The sequence below is a fragment of the Thauera sp. 28 genome, assembly GCF_000310145.2.
Taxonomy (GTDB): Bacteria; Pseudomonadota; Gammaproteobacteria; order Burkholderiales; family Rhodocyclaceae; genus Thauera; species Thauera mechernichensis.
In genome coordinates, this window is record NZ_AMXA01000001.1 from 210,971 (window position 1) to 226,669 (window position 15,699).

Below are 15,699 nucleotides of genomic sequence, written 5' to 3' on the forward strand. Positions count from 1 at the left end.
CTATGACAAAGTCGCTCAGGGCGTCCCTGATTGCCCTCTCGATCGCAGCCATGCCGTTTGCCGCCCAGGCTGCGGGGCTTGGGCAAATCAACGTGTACAGCGGCCTAGGGCAGCCGCTACGGGCTGAGATCCAGGTCAGCGCGACTGCAGAGGAGTTGCAGACCCTCAATGCACGTATCGCTTCAGCCGATGCGTTCCGCCAGGCCAATCTGACCTATGGCAGTGCGGTGAGCGCGATTCGTGTCAGTGTCGATACGCGGGGCGGGCGGCCGGTGCTGCGACTGACCAGTGATCGGCCGGTCAACGACCCATTCGTGGATCTGCTGGTCGAGCTCGACTGGGGGGGGCGGGCGGCTCGTACGCGAGTACACCTTCCTGCTCGATCCGGTCGATATCGCTGCGCCGCGCCCGTTGGCGGCGAGCGTGGACACGCCGGCAGCAGCGCCGGTGCCGCGCCCGCAAGCAGCCCCAGCACCTGCTCAAAGGGCGGCTGCGGTACGCGCGCCTTCCGGTACCTATACCGTGCGCCGCGGCGACACGATGCACCGTATCGCGACCGCTCACGCCCAGCCGGGATCGACGCTGGACCAGATGCTCGTTGCCTTGCTGCGTGCCAATCCCCAGGCCTTCGATGACGGTAACATCAACCGCCTGCGCAGCGGTGCCGTGCTGACCCTGCCGGGGGCGGATGCGGTGCGTGCGATCGACGCTGCCGAGGCAAGGCGCGAGATCCGTGCCCAGTCCGCCGATTTCGAGGCCTACCGGCGCGGACTTGCGCGCTCGGCCGCCCAGCAGGCGCCCGTGACGGCTCGTACCGAACAAGAGAGCGTGGGCCGGATCACGCCGCGCGTGGAGGAGGCCGCCCGGGTCGAGCAGGCTGGCGACCAGGTGCGTGTGTCGCGGACGCAGACCGGTGGTGGAGACAGTGACGCCCAGGCCCGCCTGTCTGCGCTCGAGGAAGAGCTCGGGTCTCGCGAGCGTGCGCTGGAAGAGGCAAATCAGCGGCTGGCGCAACTGGAGAAGAGTATTCGCGATCTGCAGCAGCTGCTCGAACTGCAGAGCGGTACGATGGGGCAGCTGCAGCAGCAGGCCGAGGCTGCGCCCGCGGCCGAGTCGGCGACTGCGCCGGGTGCCGTCACCGAGACCTTGCCGGCAACCGTCCAGGACGAAGCCGAGGCGAAGGGCGAGACTGCGCCTGTGAGCGACGAGGAAGGGGCTGCGCCCGCCGAGCCGGTGGCGCAGGAGGCGGCACCCGCACCCGCGCCTGCACCCGCAGCCGCACCCGCAGCCGTCTCGGACCAGCCCGACCAGGCGCCGGTCTCCGCGCCGGCCGCAGCCGAACGCCCCGCACCCGCCGTCGCGCCGGCAGCGCCTGCGCCGCAGCCTAGTCTTGTCGACAGCCTGATGGCTGATCCCGCGGTGCTCGCAGGGGGTGGTGGCGTACTCGCACTGTTGCTGGCGCTGCTCGGCTTGAAGCTTCGTCAGCGACGCAAGGAGGCGGAAATCCAGGCTGCTTCCTCGGCGCTCGACGCCGATGCCCTGGGTGGCAACAGCCAGGCCGTCTTCGGTAGCGGCGGGCAGAGCGTGGATACGGGTGCCACGAGCATCATGCACACGGATTTCAGCCAATCCGGACTATCCGCGATCGACGCCGACGAGGGGGTCGATCCAGTGGCGGAGGCTGACGTCTACATGGCCTACGGTCGCGATGCTCAGGCGGAGGAGATTCTGCTTGACGCGCTCAAGGCCGATCCGGCTCGCACGGCGATTCATCTCAAGCTGTTGGAGATCTACGCGCAGCGACGCAGCGCGCGCCAGTTCGAGACCGTGGCGACCGAGCTGTACGCGCAGAGCGCTGGCAACGGCCGCGATTGGGAGAAGGCCGCGGCGATGGGGCGCAAGCTCGATCCCGATAATCCGCTTTACGCTGCCGCAGCGGCACCGGCAGCAGCGTCGGCACCTGCACCTGCGACGGCGCTGGATGATGCGCCTACTCAGCAGGGCGGTGCGCGCGTCCCGGTCGATCAGGGTGTCGCGCTGGCAGCAGCCGGAGCGGCTCTGGCGACGGCTGCGGTCAAGGCAGAAGAGGTACCGTCTGCCGCTGCTGGCGATCAGCAGGAGCAGGCCGCGCAGGAGTTGTCCGCGCTCGATTTCACCATCTCGTCTCCAGTTGAGCCCAGTCAGTCCCAGCTGCGCGACACCTGGACGGTTCCGGGCGACTTGAGTCGTCTCACCAACGCCGAAGGTGAGCTGCCCGACACCCTGCCGCCGCAAGCCTCCGTCGAGGAGGATCAGGCCGCGCTCCAGATCGACGATGAGGTGATCGATTTCGAACTCGATCTTGACGAGGTGCAGGACGTCGCTTCGCTCGATCTGGCGGTGTCCGGTGAGCCTGCGGCGGAGGCTGCGGCGGTCGAGGCTCGCCAGGAGGAGGACGGTGGGCTGGTGTTCGACTTGGACATCGGCGATTTTGAAGTGCCTGCAGCGGCAGCCGAGCCGCCCGCTGGTGCTGCTGAGGCGCTTGAGGTGGAGGAGGCGCCCGAGCTTGGCGATCTCCCCGAGCCGACTGCCAGCGATGCCACTGCGACCCAGTTCGAGAGCACCGATGGCTTGGTCAGCGGGCTCGAGTTCGAGTTGCCTGACATGGAGTCCGAGCCGCCCGCATCCGGCTTGCTTGACCTGAACGCCACCGTCGTCGCTTCTAGCCTCCCGGCATCCGGTGACGGCGATGAGGCGTTCCCGGCCGATGCCGAGGGTGTCTCGAGTGTCGAGGGGCGCGAGGTGCAGGGCGACGAGCGCATCGTCGATCTCGAGAAGACGAGTTTCGACAGCAGCCTGCTCGAGTTCGACTTCGATATCGATACGCCTTCTGCAACCGATATCCCGGCAACCATGGGGCCAGCTGGGCTGGACCTGACCTCGATCGACCTCGATCTGGAGAATTTCGACGATCAGGGTGTGCCGGAGATGACAGCGGTACCTTTCGAGGCAGAATCCACCGACATCGGCCAACCGCGCCCGCAGGCGGTCGATGACGAACCGCTGCCCGAGGTCGTCGAGGCGGCGGCTGATGAAGCCGACAACGAGGAGGCCGAGACCAAGCTTGAGCTCGCGCGTGCCTACGAAGAGATGGGCGACAACGAAGGCGCGCTCGAACTGCTCCAGGAGGTGCTCGGCGAGGGGTCGTCCAGGCAACAGCGGACGGCGCAGGAGATGATCGCCCGCCTCGGCTGAGGCTGGCCATGTCACGGGCCGCTGCGGGCCAGCCTGCAGCGGCCCGGTTCGTTCACGAAGATGCATTCAGGCCTGATCCTTCTTCTCTGGCTGGCCGCGGTTGCTTCGGTGCAGTTGTTGCCGATATCCGCGCTCGGCGTTGCCGTCCTTGCCTGTGCGTGCGCCGCACTGCTGTGGGCGCGCGTGCGTGCATGGAGGCTGGTGCGGCGTGTCCGCATCCTGCTCCTCGCCATCGTGGTCCTGTTTGCCTGGTTCACCCCAGGGGAGGCCTTGTGGGTCGACTGGCCGAGACTGGGGCCCAGCCGTGAAGGGACGATGCTCGCCTTGCTTCATGCGGGGCGCCTGCTCGCAGTCGTGTGTGCGGTCGCGTTGCTGCTCGAGCGGTTGCCGATCGAGCGCCTGGTCAGTGGCCTGCATGCGCTTGCCTCGCCCCTGCGTGTGCTCGGCGTGCCGCCTGAGCGGCTCGCCTTGCGGCTGCTGCTCGTCCTGCGCCTGGTCGAGGCGAGTCCGCGCGGCACTCAGCACGGTGACTGGAGGCACTGGCTGGAAGACGAGTGCGAGCGTGGGCGAGCGGATACGACTGGGCGTGACGAGGGCGGAGGCGACGGCGAATCGGTGCGTATCCTCCGAGAACGCCTGGGGTTGGTCGATGGCTTGGTTGCGATCGCTGTGTTCGCGGCGCTGATCTGGTGGAGTGTGGCATGAAGCGAATTGCGCTCGGCGTGGAGTACGCCGGCGATGCCTTCTGTGGTTGGCAGAGTCAGGCGCACGGGCGTACCGTGCAGGACGTGCTGGAGTCTGCGCTTGGCCAGATTGCGGCGCAGCGGGTGCGGCTGCACTGTGCCGGCCGTACCGATACCGGGGTGCACGCCAGCGTGCAGGTTGCGCATTTCGACACCGATGCGCATCGTCCGGCGAGCGCTTGGGTCCGCGGCGTCAATGCCTTGCTGCCAGCGGCGGTGGTGGTGCGCTGGGCAGTGGAGGTCGACGACACCTTTCATGCGCGCTTTCTCGCCACCGACCGGCGCTATCGTTACATCCTGCACAACACGCCAACGCGCCCGGCGCTGCTTGCGGGCAGGGTAGGCTGGTTCCACCTGCCGCTTGATGAGGCTCGTATGGCCGCCGCCGCGGAGTGCTTGGTGGGCGTGCATGATTTCAGCGCTTTCCGCGCCGCCGGCTGCCAGGCGAAGACGCCCGTGCGGCTGATGCATGAGGCGGCGGTTTCCCGGCAAGGCGATTACCTGCTGTTCGATTTTCGTGCCAATGGCTTCCTGCACCATATGATCCGCAATCTTGTCGGTGCGCTTGTGTACGTTGGCAAGGGGCGCTATCCCGTGCCCTGGATGCGTGAGTTGCTCGAGTCCTGCGATCGTTGCGGGGCTGCGCCCACCTTTGCGCCTGACGGGCTTTACCTGTGCGGCGTGAGCTACCCGTCGCGCTGGCCGCTGCCGGACGATGGGCGTATCATCGCGCTGCCCCAGCTACCCCTCGCCTGAATGCCCCGTACCCGAATCAAGATCTGCGGCCTGACAAGGCCGGAAGACGTGCGCGCCGCCGTCGACGCGGGGGCTGACGCCATCGGCTTCGTGTTCTATCCGCCCAGTCCGCGTGCAGTCGGCATCGAACAGGCGGCCGAACTGGTTGCCCTGTTGCCGCCCTTCGTGAGTTCCGTCGGTCTGTTCGTCAATGCAGCGGCGGCGGACATCGAAGCCGTGCTGGCGCGCGTGCCTTTGCAGTTGCTGCAGTTCCATGGCGATGAGGCGCAGGCCGAGTGCGCGCGTTTCGGGCGGGCCTGGATCAAGGCCGCGCGGATGCGCCCCGGGGTCGATCTGGTAGAATTCTCAGCTTCGTATCCCGGCGCCAGCGGTATTCTGGTCGACGCGTTCGTCGATGGCTATGGTGGCGGCGGGAAGACTTTCGACTGGTCGCTGATCCCTCCCGGGTTCGGCGGCCGGCTTGTGCTGTCCGGCGGTCTGGATGCGGACAACGTCGGCGACGCGGTGCGCAGACTGCGCCCGTGGGCGGTCGATGTGTCGAGCGGGGTCGAGAGTGAAAAGGGAATCAAGGATGCGGCGAAGATCGCTGCCTTCATAGCCGGAGTTCGACATGCAGATGGCTGACACGCCTTACCAGTTTCCCGACGCGAGCGGGCATTTCGGCCCGTACGGGGGCGTCTTCGTTTCCGAAACGCTGATGCCCGCACTGGCCGAGCTGCGCGAAGCCTACGCAGCCTGCCAGGCCGATCCGGAATTCATCGCCGAGTTCGAATACGAACTCAAGCACTACGTCGGTCGTCCGAGTCCGATCTACCACGCCAAGCGCTGGTCGGGTCTGCTCGGTGGCGCACAGATCTACCTCAAGCGCGAGGACCTCAACCATACCGGCGCGCACAAGGTGAACAACTGCATCGGCCAGGCCCTGGTGGCCCGCCGCATGGGCAAGCCGCGCGTGATCGCCGAGACCGGCGCCGGCCAGCACGGCGTCGCCACCGCCACCGTGGCCGCGCGCTACGGCATGGAGTGTGTGGTGTACATGGGCGCCGAGGACGTCAAGCGCCAGGCGGCCAACGTCTATCGCATGAAGCTGCTCGGTGCCACCGTGGTGCCGGTCGAGTCCGGCTCGAAGACCCTCAAGGATGCGCTCAACGAGGCCATGCGCGACTGGGTCACCAACGTCGCCGACACGTTCTACATCATCGGCACGGTTGCGGGGCCGCATCCGTATCCGATGATGGTGCGCGACTTCCAGTCGGTGATCGGCAAGGAGTGTATCGAGCAGATGCCGGAGATGGCGGGGCGCCAGCCCGACTACGTCATCGCCTGCGTCGGTGGCGGCTCGAACGCGATGGGCATCTTCCATCCTTACCTCGACGTCCCCGGCGTCAAGCTCGTGGGTGTCGAGGCGGCGGGCGACGGTCTCGACAGTGGTCGCCACTCGGCCTCGCTCACGGCTGGTCGGCCGGGTGTGCTGCACGGCAATCGTACCTACCTGCTGCAGGACGAGGACGGACAGATCATCGAGACGCACTCGGTGTCGGCAGGGCTCGACTATCCTGGTGTCGGTCCTGAGCATGCCTGGCTCAAGGATAGTGCCCGTGCCGCCTATGTCGGCATCACCGACAACGAGGCACTCAAGGCCTTTCACGATCTTTGCCGGCTCGAGGGCATCATTCCCGCGCTCGAGTCCTCGCATGCGCTGGCTTATGCCGCGAAGCTGGCGCCGACCCTGCCCAAGGACCGGGTCCTGCTCGTCAATCTGTCCGGCCGTGGCGACAAGGACATGCACACCGTCGCCGAGCGTTCCGGTATCGAGTTCTGAACCAACGCGGGCCGCCATGGTGGCCCGCTGTGTGATCGAGACATGTCAAGAATCCAGACCGTATTCCAGCGCCTGCAGGCCGAAGGCCGCAAGGCGCTGATCCCCTTCGTCACTGCCGGCTTCCCGAGTCCTGAGTTGAGCCTGCCGCTGATGCAGGCCCTCGTCGACGGGGGCGCCGACATCATCGAGCTGGGCGTTCCGTTCTCCGACCCCATGGCCGATGGCCCGACCATCCAGCGCGCATCCGAGCGTGCCTTGGCTCAGGGCATGAGCCTGCGCAAGGTGCTCGAGATCGTACGGGCGTTCCGCGCAACCGATGCCGCTACGCCGGTGGTGCTCATGGGTTATGCAAATCCGATCGAGGCCATGGGGGCCGAGCGCTTCGTCAGTGCCGCGGCCGAAGCCGGGGTCGATGGCGTGCTGGTGGTCGACTACCCGCCAGAAGAGTGCGTCGGTTTTGCCGCCACGGCCAAGGCCGGTGGCCTCGATCCGATCTTCCTGCTCGCGCCGACCTCGTCCGAGCAGCGCTATGCGGACGTCGCGTCTGCCGGCAGCGGCTACATCTACTACGTTTCGCTCAAGGGCGTCACCGGTAGCGCAAAGCTGGACGTCGAGGAGGTTGCGCGCCGCATTCCGGACATCCGCGCGGCCGTCGGCATGCCGGTGGGCGTCGGTTTCGGCATCCGCGATGCGGAGAGTGCGCGCGCGGTTGGTGCAGTGGCCGACGCGGTGGTGATCGGCAGCCGCATCATCGAAGAGATCGAGAACAACCCTGGCGAGGAGGTTGCACGCGTTGCCGCCTTCATGCGCGACATCCGCTGCGCGCTTGACGACCTCGCCACCGGTAAAGGAGTGACTCAATGAGTTGGTTGCAAAAGCTGCTGCCGCCCAAGATCAAGCGCGGCGAGGTGTCCGCGCGCAGCAAGTCGATTCCCGAGGGTTTGTGGAGCAAGTGCGAAGGCTGCGAGTCGGTGCTTTACCGTTCGGACCTCGACAGCAGCCTGGGCGTTTGCCCCAAGTGCGGGCATCACCATCGCCTGCGCGCGCGCAGGCGCCTCGACGTGCTGCTCGACGCCGAGGGGCGGGTCGAGATCGGTGCCGAGGTGACGCCGGTCGATGCGCTCAAGTTCAAGGATTCGCGCAAGTATCCGGAGCGCTTGTCGACCGCGACCGCCGACACAGGCGAAGCAGACGCGATGGTGGTGATGCAGGGCGCAATCAAGAGCCTGCCGGTGGTCGTGGCCTGCTTCGAATTCGAGTTCCTGGGCGGCTCGATGGGTTCGGTCGTGGGTGAGCGCTTCGTGCGCGGCGCCAAGCGTGCCTACGAGCAGCGCATCCCCTTCATCTGCATTACCGCCTCGGGCGGTGCTCGCATGCAGGAGGGGTTGCTGTCGCTGATGCAGATGGCCAAGACCACGGCTGCGATCACGCGTCTTGCCGAGCGCAGGCTGCCCTTCGTCACCGTGCTGACGGACCCCACCATGGGGGGCGTGTCCGCCAGTTTTGCCTTCATGGGCGACGTGGTGATCGCAGAGCCGAACGCGCTCATCGGTTTTGCCGGCCCGCGCGTCATCGAGCAGACGGTGCGCGAGAAGCTGCCAGAAGGCTTCCAGCGCGCCGAGTTCCTGCTCGACAAAGGGGCGATCGACCTGATCGTGGATCGACGCGAGATGCGCGACGAGATCGCAGGCGTGCTTGCCATGCTGACGCGCCAGCCTGCGGACGCGGTTTCGGCGTGAGGCCTGCGGTGGTTGCGGATCCGGGGCTGCCAGCCAGCCTCGAGGGCTGGCTGGCCTTGCTCGAGCAGCGCCATGGGCAACGCATCGAGCTCGGTCTCGAGCGTGTGCGCAAGGTCCAGCAGGCGATGGCTGCAGGCAGCGAGGCCTTGGTCATCACCGTCGGCGGTACCAACGGCAAGGGCTCGTGCTGTGCGATGCTCGAGGGCATTCTGCTGGCGGCAGGTTATCGCGTCGGTTGCTACACATCGCCCCACCTGTTGCGCTACAACGAGCGTGTTCGCATCGACGGCAGGGATGTCGACGACGAGCGCCTGGTGCAAGGCTTTGCCGCCGTCGAGGCGGTGCGCGGCGACACGCCGCTGACCTATTTCGAGCATGGCACGCTTGCGGCGTGGTCGGTGCTGGCGGGCGAAGGGCTCGATGTAATCGTCCTGGAGGTCGGTCTGGGTGGCCGGCTCGATGCGGTCAACCTTTTCGATTCCGACTGCGCGATCGTGACCAGCGTGGCAATGGACCACATGGAGTTCCTCGGCGATTCGCGCGAGGCGATTGGCTACGAGAAGGCGGGTATCTTTCGCACGGGTTGTCCGGCCGTGTGCGGAGACCCCCAGCCACCTGCGACCTTGGTGGACCATGCTGCGGCCATTGGGGCAGAGCTGTGGATCAGCGGCCGGGATTTCGGTTTTGGTGGTGACCGCCAGCAGTGGGGCTACTGGCGGTACGAGCGGCCGCGTGCCCAGGGCGGTCTCGTAAAGCGTGGCGGGCTGGCATATCCGGCCTTGCGCGGTGCCAACCAGTTGCTCAACGCCTCTGCGGTCATCACCGCGCTCGAGTTGTTGCGTGCGCGGCTGCCCGTGTCCATGCAGCATGTGCGTCAGGGACTGATGCTGGTCGAGGTGCCCGGGCGCTTTCAGGTGCTGCCGGGGCGCCCGGCGGTGGTGCTCGACGTCGCGCACAATCCGCAGGCAGCGGGTGTGCTGGCCGAGAACCTCGGCAGCATGGGTTTCTTTCCGGAAACATGGGCCGTGCTCGGCATGTTGGCAGACAAGGACGTCGAGGGGGTGGTCGAGCGTCTGGCTGGGCGCGTCGACCACTGGCTGCTCGCCGACCTGCCCGGCGCGCGCGGCCTTTCGGCACAAGACCTTGCCGCACGTGTGCGCGCGGCTGGCGGTGCGGGCGATATCCGTTGCTACGAACAGCCGGCTGCTGCGTTTGCTGCAGCGCAAGATGCTGCAGCCGAGGGTGATAGAATCGTCGTCTTTGGCTCGTTCCTGACAGTGGCCGATGTGCTTGCGGCGATCAAGGCCGCACGCCAGCGATGAGGTTCTCCCGGTGAGTGACGCTGACAACCTGGATATCAAGAAGCGCGCGCGCCGACGTCTGGTCGGCGCGGTTGCGCTCGCCTTGCTGGCTGCCATCGTGTTGCCCATGATGATGGACCCGGAGCCGCACCCTTCGGTGCAGGACATCCAGATCACGATCCCCGATCGGGCTGCAGCCCCTGCGCTGAAGCGGCCGGCTGCTCCCGCGGAGTCTGTGGCGGCCGTGCCACCTGCCGTATCCGAGGATGACGATGTGGCCGCCGATGGCCCGCAGTTGGTTGCGGTCGATCCGGTCGAGCCGCCCCCTGTAGAGAAAACGCCTGCGGCTCCGCCGCCTGCGCCTGCCACGACAGCGCGGCCGCCTGCGGTGGCGCCTCAGGCGCCGCCGGTGCGCCAGGAGGCATCGCCGGCGGCAAAGCCGGCGCCAAGCCGAGCGGCAACCGATGCCGACGAGGAGGCGAGGGTGCGTGCGATCCTTTCGGGCCAGCCCGTGCCGCCACGTGGCGAGGCCTTCGTGATCCAGGTCGGCGCCTTCAGCGATGCCGCCAAGGCTGCCCGCCTTGCCGATGAGCTCAAGGCGCAGGGCTTCCAGGCCTTCACCGAGCGCTCGGGCAGCGTGACACGAGTACGCGTCGGCCCGATCACGGGCCGGCAGGCAGCCGACTCGGTGGCCGCGCGCCTGAAGGCGTCGGGCCATCAGGCCGTCCTGCAGCCGCGTTGAGACGCAGCCATGACAGTGTTCGACTACGTCTTCCTGGGTGTGCTCGGCTTTTCGGCTGCGATCGGCATGTGGCGAGGGCTGGTGAGCGAGGTTGTCGCCCTGCTGGCCTGGGTGGCAGCACTTTTTGCGGCCTGGCGCTATAACGAACAGGCAGCGGCGTTCTTCACCGGCATGATCGTGGAGCCGGTGTGGAGGCAGGTTGCGGGCGGCGCGCTGGTGGTGGTTGCAGTGCTGCTGATCGCGGCCTTGCTGCGCTACCTGCTGCGGGAGCTGTTGCGCGCTGCCGGCCTGGGGGCGACGGACCGCTTCTTCGGTGCATTGTTCGGCGTTGCACGCGGGCTTGCGGTCGCGTTCGTCGTCGTCCTGGTCGGCGGTATCGCGGGCGTGGCGCGCGAGCCCTGGTGGTCGCAGGCGCTGTTTTCGGCGCCGATGGAATCGGCCGTGATTGCTGCAAAACCCTGGCTGCCCGACGAGGTGGCCGACAAGATTCGATTCAGATAGGCATGCCTCCATGTGTGGAATTCTCGGTGTCGTCGCGACTTCTCCGGTCAACCAGCTTCTTTATGATGGACTGCAGGTCCTGCAGCACCGCGGCCAGGATGCGGCGGGCATTGCTACCTCGGAGGGCGGGCGCTTTCACATGCACAAGGGCTCGGGCCTCGTGCGCGACGTCTTTCGTACGCGCAACATGCGCAACTTGACCGGTAACTGGGGAATCGGCCATGTGCGTTATCCGACCGCGGGCTCGGCCTACAACGCGGCCGAGGCACAGCCTTTCTACGTCAACTCGCCGTTCGGGCTGCTGCTCGCGCACAACGGCAACCTGACCAATGCGGACGAACTCAAGCGCGAGATGTACCTCTCGGACCTGCGCCACATCAACACCAGCAGCGATTCCGAAGTGCTGCTGAATGTGCTGGCACATGAACTGCAGGCAGCCAGCAAGGGGCTCAAGCTCGACGAGGACGCGATCTTCACCGCAGTGGCCGGCGTGCATCGGCGCTGCCGTGGTGCCTATGCGGTCGTTGCCATGATCGCCGGCTACGGGCTGCTGGCGTTCCGCGATCCGTACGGGATCCGACCGCTGGTCATCGGCCGCAACGACACGGCTGCGGGCAGCGAGTGGCTGGTCGCCTCCGAGTCGGTCGCCCTCGATGTGCTGGGCTTCCGCTTGTTGCGTGACGTCGCGCCGGGCGAGGCCGTGCTGGTCGATATCGAGGGGCGCTTCCACAGCCGCCAGTGCGCAGCCAAGACGGTGCACGCACCATGCATGTTCGAGTTCGTCTACCTGGCGCGACCCGATTCGATCATCGACGGCGTGTCGGTCTATGAGTCGCGCATGAAGATGGGCGAGTTCCTGGCCGACAAGATGAAGCGGACCATGCCCAAGGTGCACATCGACGTGGTGATCCCGATCCCGGACTCGAGCCGGCCGTCGGCCATGCAGATGGCGCATCGCCTGGGCTTGCCCTTCCGCGAGGGTTTCGTCAAGAACCGCTACATCGGGCGCACCTTCATCATGCCGGGCCAGGCGACGCGCAAGAAGTCTGTGCGCCAGAAGCTCAACACGATTCACCAGGAGTTCAAGGGCAAGAGCGTGTTGCTGGTCGACGACTCGATCGTCCGTGGCACCACGAGCAAGGAGATCGTGAATATGGCGCGCGAAGCTGGCGCGACCCAGGTCTACCTCGCGTCTGCGGCGCCTCCCGTGCGCTATGCCAATGTGTATGGGATCGACATGCCCACGCGCGGTGAGCTGATCGCCTCGGATCGCAACGATGAGGAGATTTGCCGCGAGATCGGGGCTGACGGCCTCATCTACCAGGATCTCGACGATCTGAAGGCTTCCGTGCGGGCGCTCAATCCCGCCCTTAGCTTCTTCGAGACGTCCTGTTTCGATGGCAGCTACATTACCGGCGACATCACGGCCGAGTATCTGAACGGCGTGGAGAATCAGCGTAGCGAGCCCGCGGCGGGCAAGGGTGATGCCGGTGACCATGGCGACGACGGCGAGGGCGGCGAGGGCGGCCAGCTCGACCTCAATCTCGCCTCCGCTGGCGACCACTGAACCTGCTGACGTCCTGCACGCAAGCCTCCTGAACATCCGATTGCAGCGAACATGAGCCTTCCAGATCCGCATTCTCTTCACCCCGACACGCTCGCCGTGCGTTCGGGCATCGAGCGCAGCCAGTTCGGAGAACATGGGGAGGCGATGTACCTGACCTCCAGCTTCGTGTTCGAGAACGCAGCACAGGCGGCGGCGCGCTTCTCGGGTGAGGAGGAGGGCTATGTCTATGCCCGTTTCTCGAACCCGACAGTCAGTGCGCTGCAGACCCGGCTTGCTGCGCTTGAAGGCGCAGAGGGCTGTGTAGCGACTGCCTCCGGAATGTCGGCGATTCTTGCACTCGCAATGGCGACGCTGCAGGCGGGCGACCATGTGGTCGCGTCCAATGGTTTGTTCGGGGCCACGCAGCAGTTGTTCGGCGGCATCCTTTCCAGGTTCGGCATTCAAACGACCTTCGTCCCGACCACCGACCTCGATGCCTGGCGCGATGCCACGCAGCCGAGGACACGGCTGTTCTTTACCGAGACGCCCTCGAATCCGCTGACCGAAGTGATCGATATTGCGGCCGTGGCAGACATCGCACACGAGGCCGGAGCGCTGCTGGCCGTCGATAACTGCTTCTGCTCACCGGCCTTGCAGCGTCCGCTCGACTTGGGTGCGGATGTCGTCGTGCATTCGGCGACGAAGTATCTGGACGGCCAGGGCAGGGTACTGGGCGGGGCCGTGGCGGGCCGCAAGCTCGTTACCGACGAGGTGTTCAAGTTCCTGCGCACAGCCGGGCCGACGCTGTCGCCCTTCAATGCCTGGGTGATCTTCAAGGGTCTTGAAACCTTGCGCGTACGCATGGAGGCGCAGTCGGCGAGCGCGCTGGAGCTGGCGAAATGGCTCGAAGCCCAGCCTGGTGTGGCGCGGGTGTACTACCCTGGTTTGCGCTCTCACCCCCAGCACGAACTGGCAATGCGCCAACAGAAGACGGGTGGAGCAATCGTCAGTTTCGACGTCGAGGGCGGTCGCGATGCCGCCTGGAAGGTGGTCGACTCGACCCGGCTGATCTCGATCACGGCCAATCTGGGCGACACCAAGACCACGATCACGCATCCTGCGACCACTACTCACGGCCGCATCAGCGCCGAGGCGCGAGCCAGCGCGGGGATCGGCGACGGCCTGCTGCGCGTGGCGGTCGGTCTCGAGCACGTCGACGACATCAAGGAAGACCTGGCGCGCGGCCTGGCGCGCTGAGCGCACAGCCGGATTGCTCAGCCGGCGCTTGTGTCGGTGTGGGCGCTGAACCGGCTGCCGTCGAAGGCTAGCCAACAGGCGGCGCCCCGCCAGTCGGAGAGCACGTGGCGCGCGCACTCGCGGCCATCGACCTTGAGCGCGTGGAGGTCCGGGCGGTGGGTGTGGCCGTGAACAAGGATTGGGTAGTCGTGGCTGCGGAGCAGGGCTGCGACCGCCTCCGCGTTGACGTCCATGATCTCCATCGATTTTCCGGCCTTGGCGGTTTCGCTCTTCTGGCGCAGGCTGGCGATGAATGCCTTGCGTGCAGCCAGGGGTTGAGCGAGGAAGCCGGCTTGCCAGGCAGGGTCCCGTACCTGGCGGCGGTAGGCCTGGTAGGCGAGGTCGTCTGTGCACAGGGCGTCGCCGTGTGAGAGCAGGAGCACGGGGGCGTTTGCCGCGTCACCGAAGCGCACGCATGCGGGGTCATCGAGCAGGGTCGCGCCGATCGCGGTCGCAAAGGCCGGGCCAGCAAGCAGGTCGCGGTTGCCGGTCATGAAGTGCACTGCGGTGCCACTGCACGAGAGCGTGCGGATTGCTTCTGCAATGCGCGCATTGAAGGGCGTGGCAAGATCGTCGTCACCCGCCCAGTATTCGAACAGGTCGCCGAGGATGAACAGGCTCGCCGCCTCGCGTGCCGGGCCCTCCAGGAAGGCGAGGAAGGCCTCGACGTTGGCTGGTTCGTCTTCGCTCAGGTGCAGGTCGGAGATGAACAATGCCGGAAGGGCCGCGCGTGCGGCCTCCGGCATCGGCGCGCCAGACCCGTCCGGAACCGCCGGCTGCGGGCTGGCTTGCGAGGCGCTGCGCGTGGTCACGATCAGGCGACTTCGGCGCGCTCGATGACCACGTCCTCCTTGGGCACGTCCTGGTGGAAGCCGCTGGAGCCGGTCTTGACCTTGCGGATCGAGTCGACCACATCCAGGCCCTCGGTGACACGGCCGAACACGCAGTAGCCCCAGCCCTGGGTGTCGGGCGAGCGGTGGTTGAGGAAGTCGTTATCGGCAACGTTGATGAAGAACTGCGCGGTGGCGGAGTGGGGCGCCTGGGTACGCGCCATGGCGATGGTGCCGCGTTCGTTCTTCAGGCCGTTGTCGGCTTCGTTCTTGATCTGTTCGCCGGTGGGCTTCTGGTTCATGCCGGGCTCGAAACCGCCGCCCTGGATCATGAAGCCGTCAATGACCCGGTGGAAGATGGTGTTGTCGTAGTGGCCGGCTTCCACATAGGCGAGGAAGTTGGCGACCGTGACCGGTGCCTTGTCGGCGTCGAGTTCGAGGGTGATGACGCCGTGGTTGGTGTGCAACTTGACTGCCATGTGGTGCTCTCCTGGGGAGGTTGTTGTCGTCCGGGCAGTGCGTGCGCTCGCCCGTCCATTGAAGGGCCCTTCTTACTTGCCGGCCTTGCCTGCCGGGGCGTCGAGCAGGCGGGCGCTTTCCACGATCACGGGCTCGACCGGCACGTTCTGGTGGAAACCGCGGTTCGCGGTCGGGACCTTGGCGATCCTGTCGACCACGTCCATGCCCTTCACCACCTTGCCGAACACGGCGTAGCCCCAGCCGTCGCGCGAAGGGTAGTCGAGGAAGGTGTTGGGGACGAGGTTGATGAAGAACTGTGCCGAGGCCGAGTGCGGGTCGGCGGTGCGCGCCATGGCCAGGGTGCCGGGTTCGTTCCTGAGGCCGTTCTTCGCTTCGTTCTCGATCGGGGCGCGGGTGCTCTTTTGCTTCATGTCGGCGTCGAAGCCACCGCCCTGGACCATGAAGCCATCGATCACACGGTGAAAGATGGTGCCGTTGTAGTGACCGTCCTTGACGTACTGGACGAAGTTCTCTGCCGACTTCGGCGCCTTGTCGGCGAACAGTTCGACCACGATCTCGCCTTGGTTGGTCTTGAGTTCGACCATCGGGTTGGCGGCCAGCGTGCTCAAGGCACTCGCTGCGAGCACTGCAAAGGCGATCAATTGCTTTTTCATGGGGTCTCCGGTGCTTGGCCGCATGGCCACGGGCGTGAAGGCATCTCAGGACTGGC

The 15,699-nt window shown here is 66.4% G+C and carries 16 protein-coding genes; 13 read left to right on the forward strand and 3 right to left on the reverse strand.

All coding sequences use genetic code 11. The features are described 5' to 3' along the window. The first annotated feature begins 50 nt into the window (after positions 1–50). From C662_RS20715 to C662_RS01040, 13 genes are read left to right on the forward strand one after another with little or no spacing between them, the layout of a single operon-like run. Positions 51–635, forward strand: coding sequence for a type IV pilus assembly protein FimV (locus C662_RS20715; protein WP_443080803.1), 585 nt, complete (start codon positions 51–53; stop codon positions 633–635). After that, positions 592–3,234 carry a FimV/HubP family polar landmark protein gene (locus tag C662_RS00985; protein WP_443080805.1) on the forward strand — a complete coding sequence of 881 codons (2,643 nt, stop codon included), beginning with the start codon at positions 592–594 and terminating at the stop codon, positions 3,232–3,234. Before C662_RS20715 ends, C662_RS00985 begins: the two co-directional genes overlap by 44 nt. Before the next feature lie 60 nt (positions 3,235–3,294). Then, entirely contained in the window at positions 3,295–3,939 is a 645-nt protein-coding gene (locus C662_RS00990) for a CbiQ family ECF transporter T component (RefSeq protein ID WP_002923786.1), read from the forward strand. Continuing rightward, positions 3,936–4,733, forward strand: coding sequence for a tRNA pseudouridine(38-40) synthase TruA (truA, locus tag C662_RS00995; RefSeq protein WP_002923788.1), 798 nt, complete (start codon positions 3,936–3,938; stop codon positions 4,731–4,733). Before C662_RS00990 ends, truA begins: the two co-directional genes overlap by 4 nt. After that, positions 4,734–5,357 (forward strand): phosphoribosylanthranilate isomerase, encoded by a 624-nt coding sequence (locus tag C662_RS01000; protein WP_002923790.1) that lies wholly within the window; start codon positions 4,734–4,736, stop codon positions 5,355–5,357. Next, positions 5,344–6,555 (forward strand): tryptophan synthase subunit beta, encoded by a 1,212-nt coding sequence (trpB, locus tag C662_RS01005; RefSeq protein WP_002923792.1) that lies wholly within the window; start codon positions 5,344–5,346, stop codon positions 6,553–6,555. The genes C662_RS01000 and trpB overlap by 14 nt, the downstream gene beginning before the upstream one ends. Positions 6,556–6,597: 42 nt before the next feature. After that, a complete protein-coding gene (trpA, locus tag C662_RS01010; protein ID WP_002923795.1) occupies positions 6,598–7,419 on the forward strand; it encodes a tryptophan synthase subunit alpha in 822 nt (273 codons plus the stop codon). Then, positions 7,416–8,294, forward strand: a complete 879-nt coding sequence (gene accD, locus C662_RS01015; protein WP_002923796.1) for an acetyl-CoA carboxylase, carboxyltransferase subunit beta — start codon at positions 7,416–7,418, stop codon at positions 8,292–8,294. The genes trpA and accD overlap by 4 nt, the downstream gene beginning before the upstream one ends. Before the next feature lie 8 nt (positions 8,295–8,302). Continuing rightward, positions 8,303–9,616: a bifunctional tetrahydrofolate synthase/dihydrofolate synthase gene (gene folC, locus C662_RS01020; RefSeq protein WP_002923797.1), complete on the forward strand. Its 1,314-nt coding sequence runs from the start codon at positions 8,303–8,305 to the stop codon at positions 9,614–9,616. 10 nt (positions 9,617–9,626) lie between these two features. Next, complete coding sequence (locus C662_RS01025) at positions 9,627–10,337, forward strand: SPOR domain-containing protein (protein ID WP_002923798.1); 711 nt, start codon at positions 9,627–9,629, stop codon at positions 10,335–10,337. A gap of 9 nt (positions 10,338–10,346) precedes the next feature. Further along, a complete protein-coding gene (locus tag C662_RS01030; RefSeq protein WP_002923799.1) occupies positions 10,347–10,838 on the forward strand; it encodes a CvpA family protein in 492 nt (163 codons plus the stop codon). A gap of 10 nt (positions 10,839–10,848) precedes the next feature. Further along, entirely contained in the window at positions 10,849–12,405 is a 1,557-nt protein-coding gene (purF, locus tag C662_RS01035; RefSeq protein WP_002923800.1) for an amidophosphoribosyltransferase, read from the forward strand. Positions 12,406–12,456: 51 nt separating this feature from the next. After that, positions 12,457–13,641 (forward strand): O-succinylhomoserine sulfhydrylase, encoded by a 1,185-nt coding sequence (locus tag C662_RS01040; protein ID WP_002923801.1) that lies wholly within the window; start codon positions 12,457–12,459, stop codon positions 13,639–13,641. 17 nt (positions 13,642–13,658) lie between these two features. On the opposite strand, the gene C662_RS01045 is transcribed toward C662_RS01040, so the two are convergent. From C662_RS01045 to C662_RS01055, 3 genes are all read right to left on the reverse strand, one after another. Further along, positions 13,659–14,426 (reverse strand): UDP-2,3-diacylglucosamine diphosphatase, encoded by a 768-nt coding sequence (locus C662_RS01045; protein ID WP_002923802.1) that lies wholly within the window; start codon positions 14,424–14,426, stop codon positions 13,659–13,661. Positions 14,427–14,494: 68 nt separating this feature from the next. Beyond that, positions 14,495–14,989, reverse strand: coding sequence for a peptidylprolyl isomerase (locus tag C662_RS01050; RefSeq protein WP_002923803.1), 495 nt, complete (start codon positions 14,987–14,989; stop codon positions 14,495–14,497). 72 nt (positions 14,990–15,061) lie between these two features. Beyond that, positions 15,062–15,643 (reverse strand): peptidylprolyl isomerase, encoded by a 582-nt coding sequence (locus C662_RS01055; RefSeq protein ID WP_002923804.1) that lies wholly within the window; start codon positions 15,641–15,643, stop codon positions 15,062–15,064. Positions 15,644–15,699 lie beyond the last annotated feature (56 nt).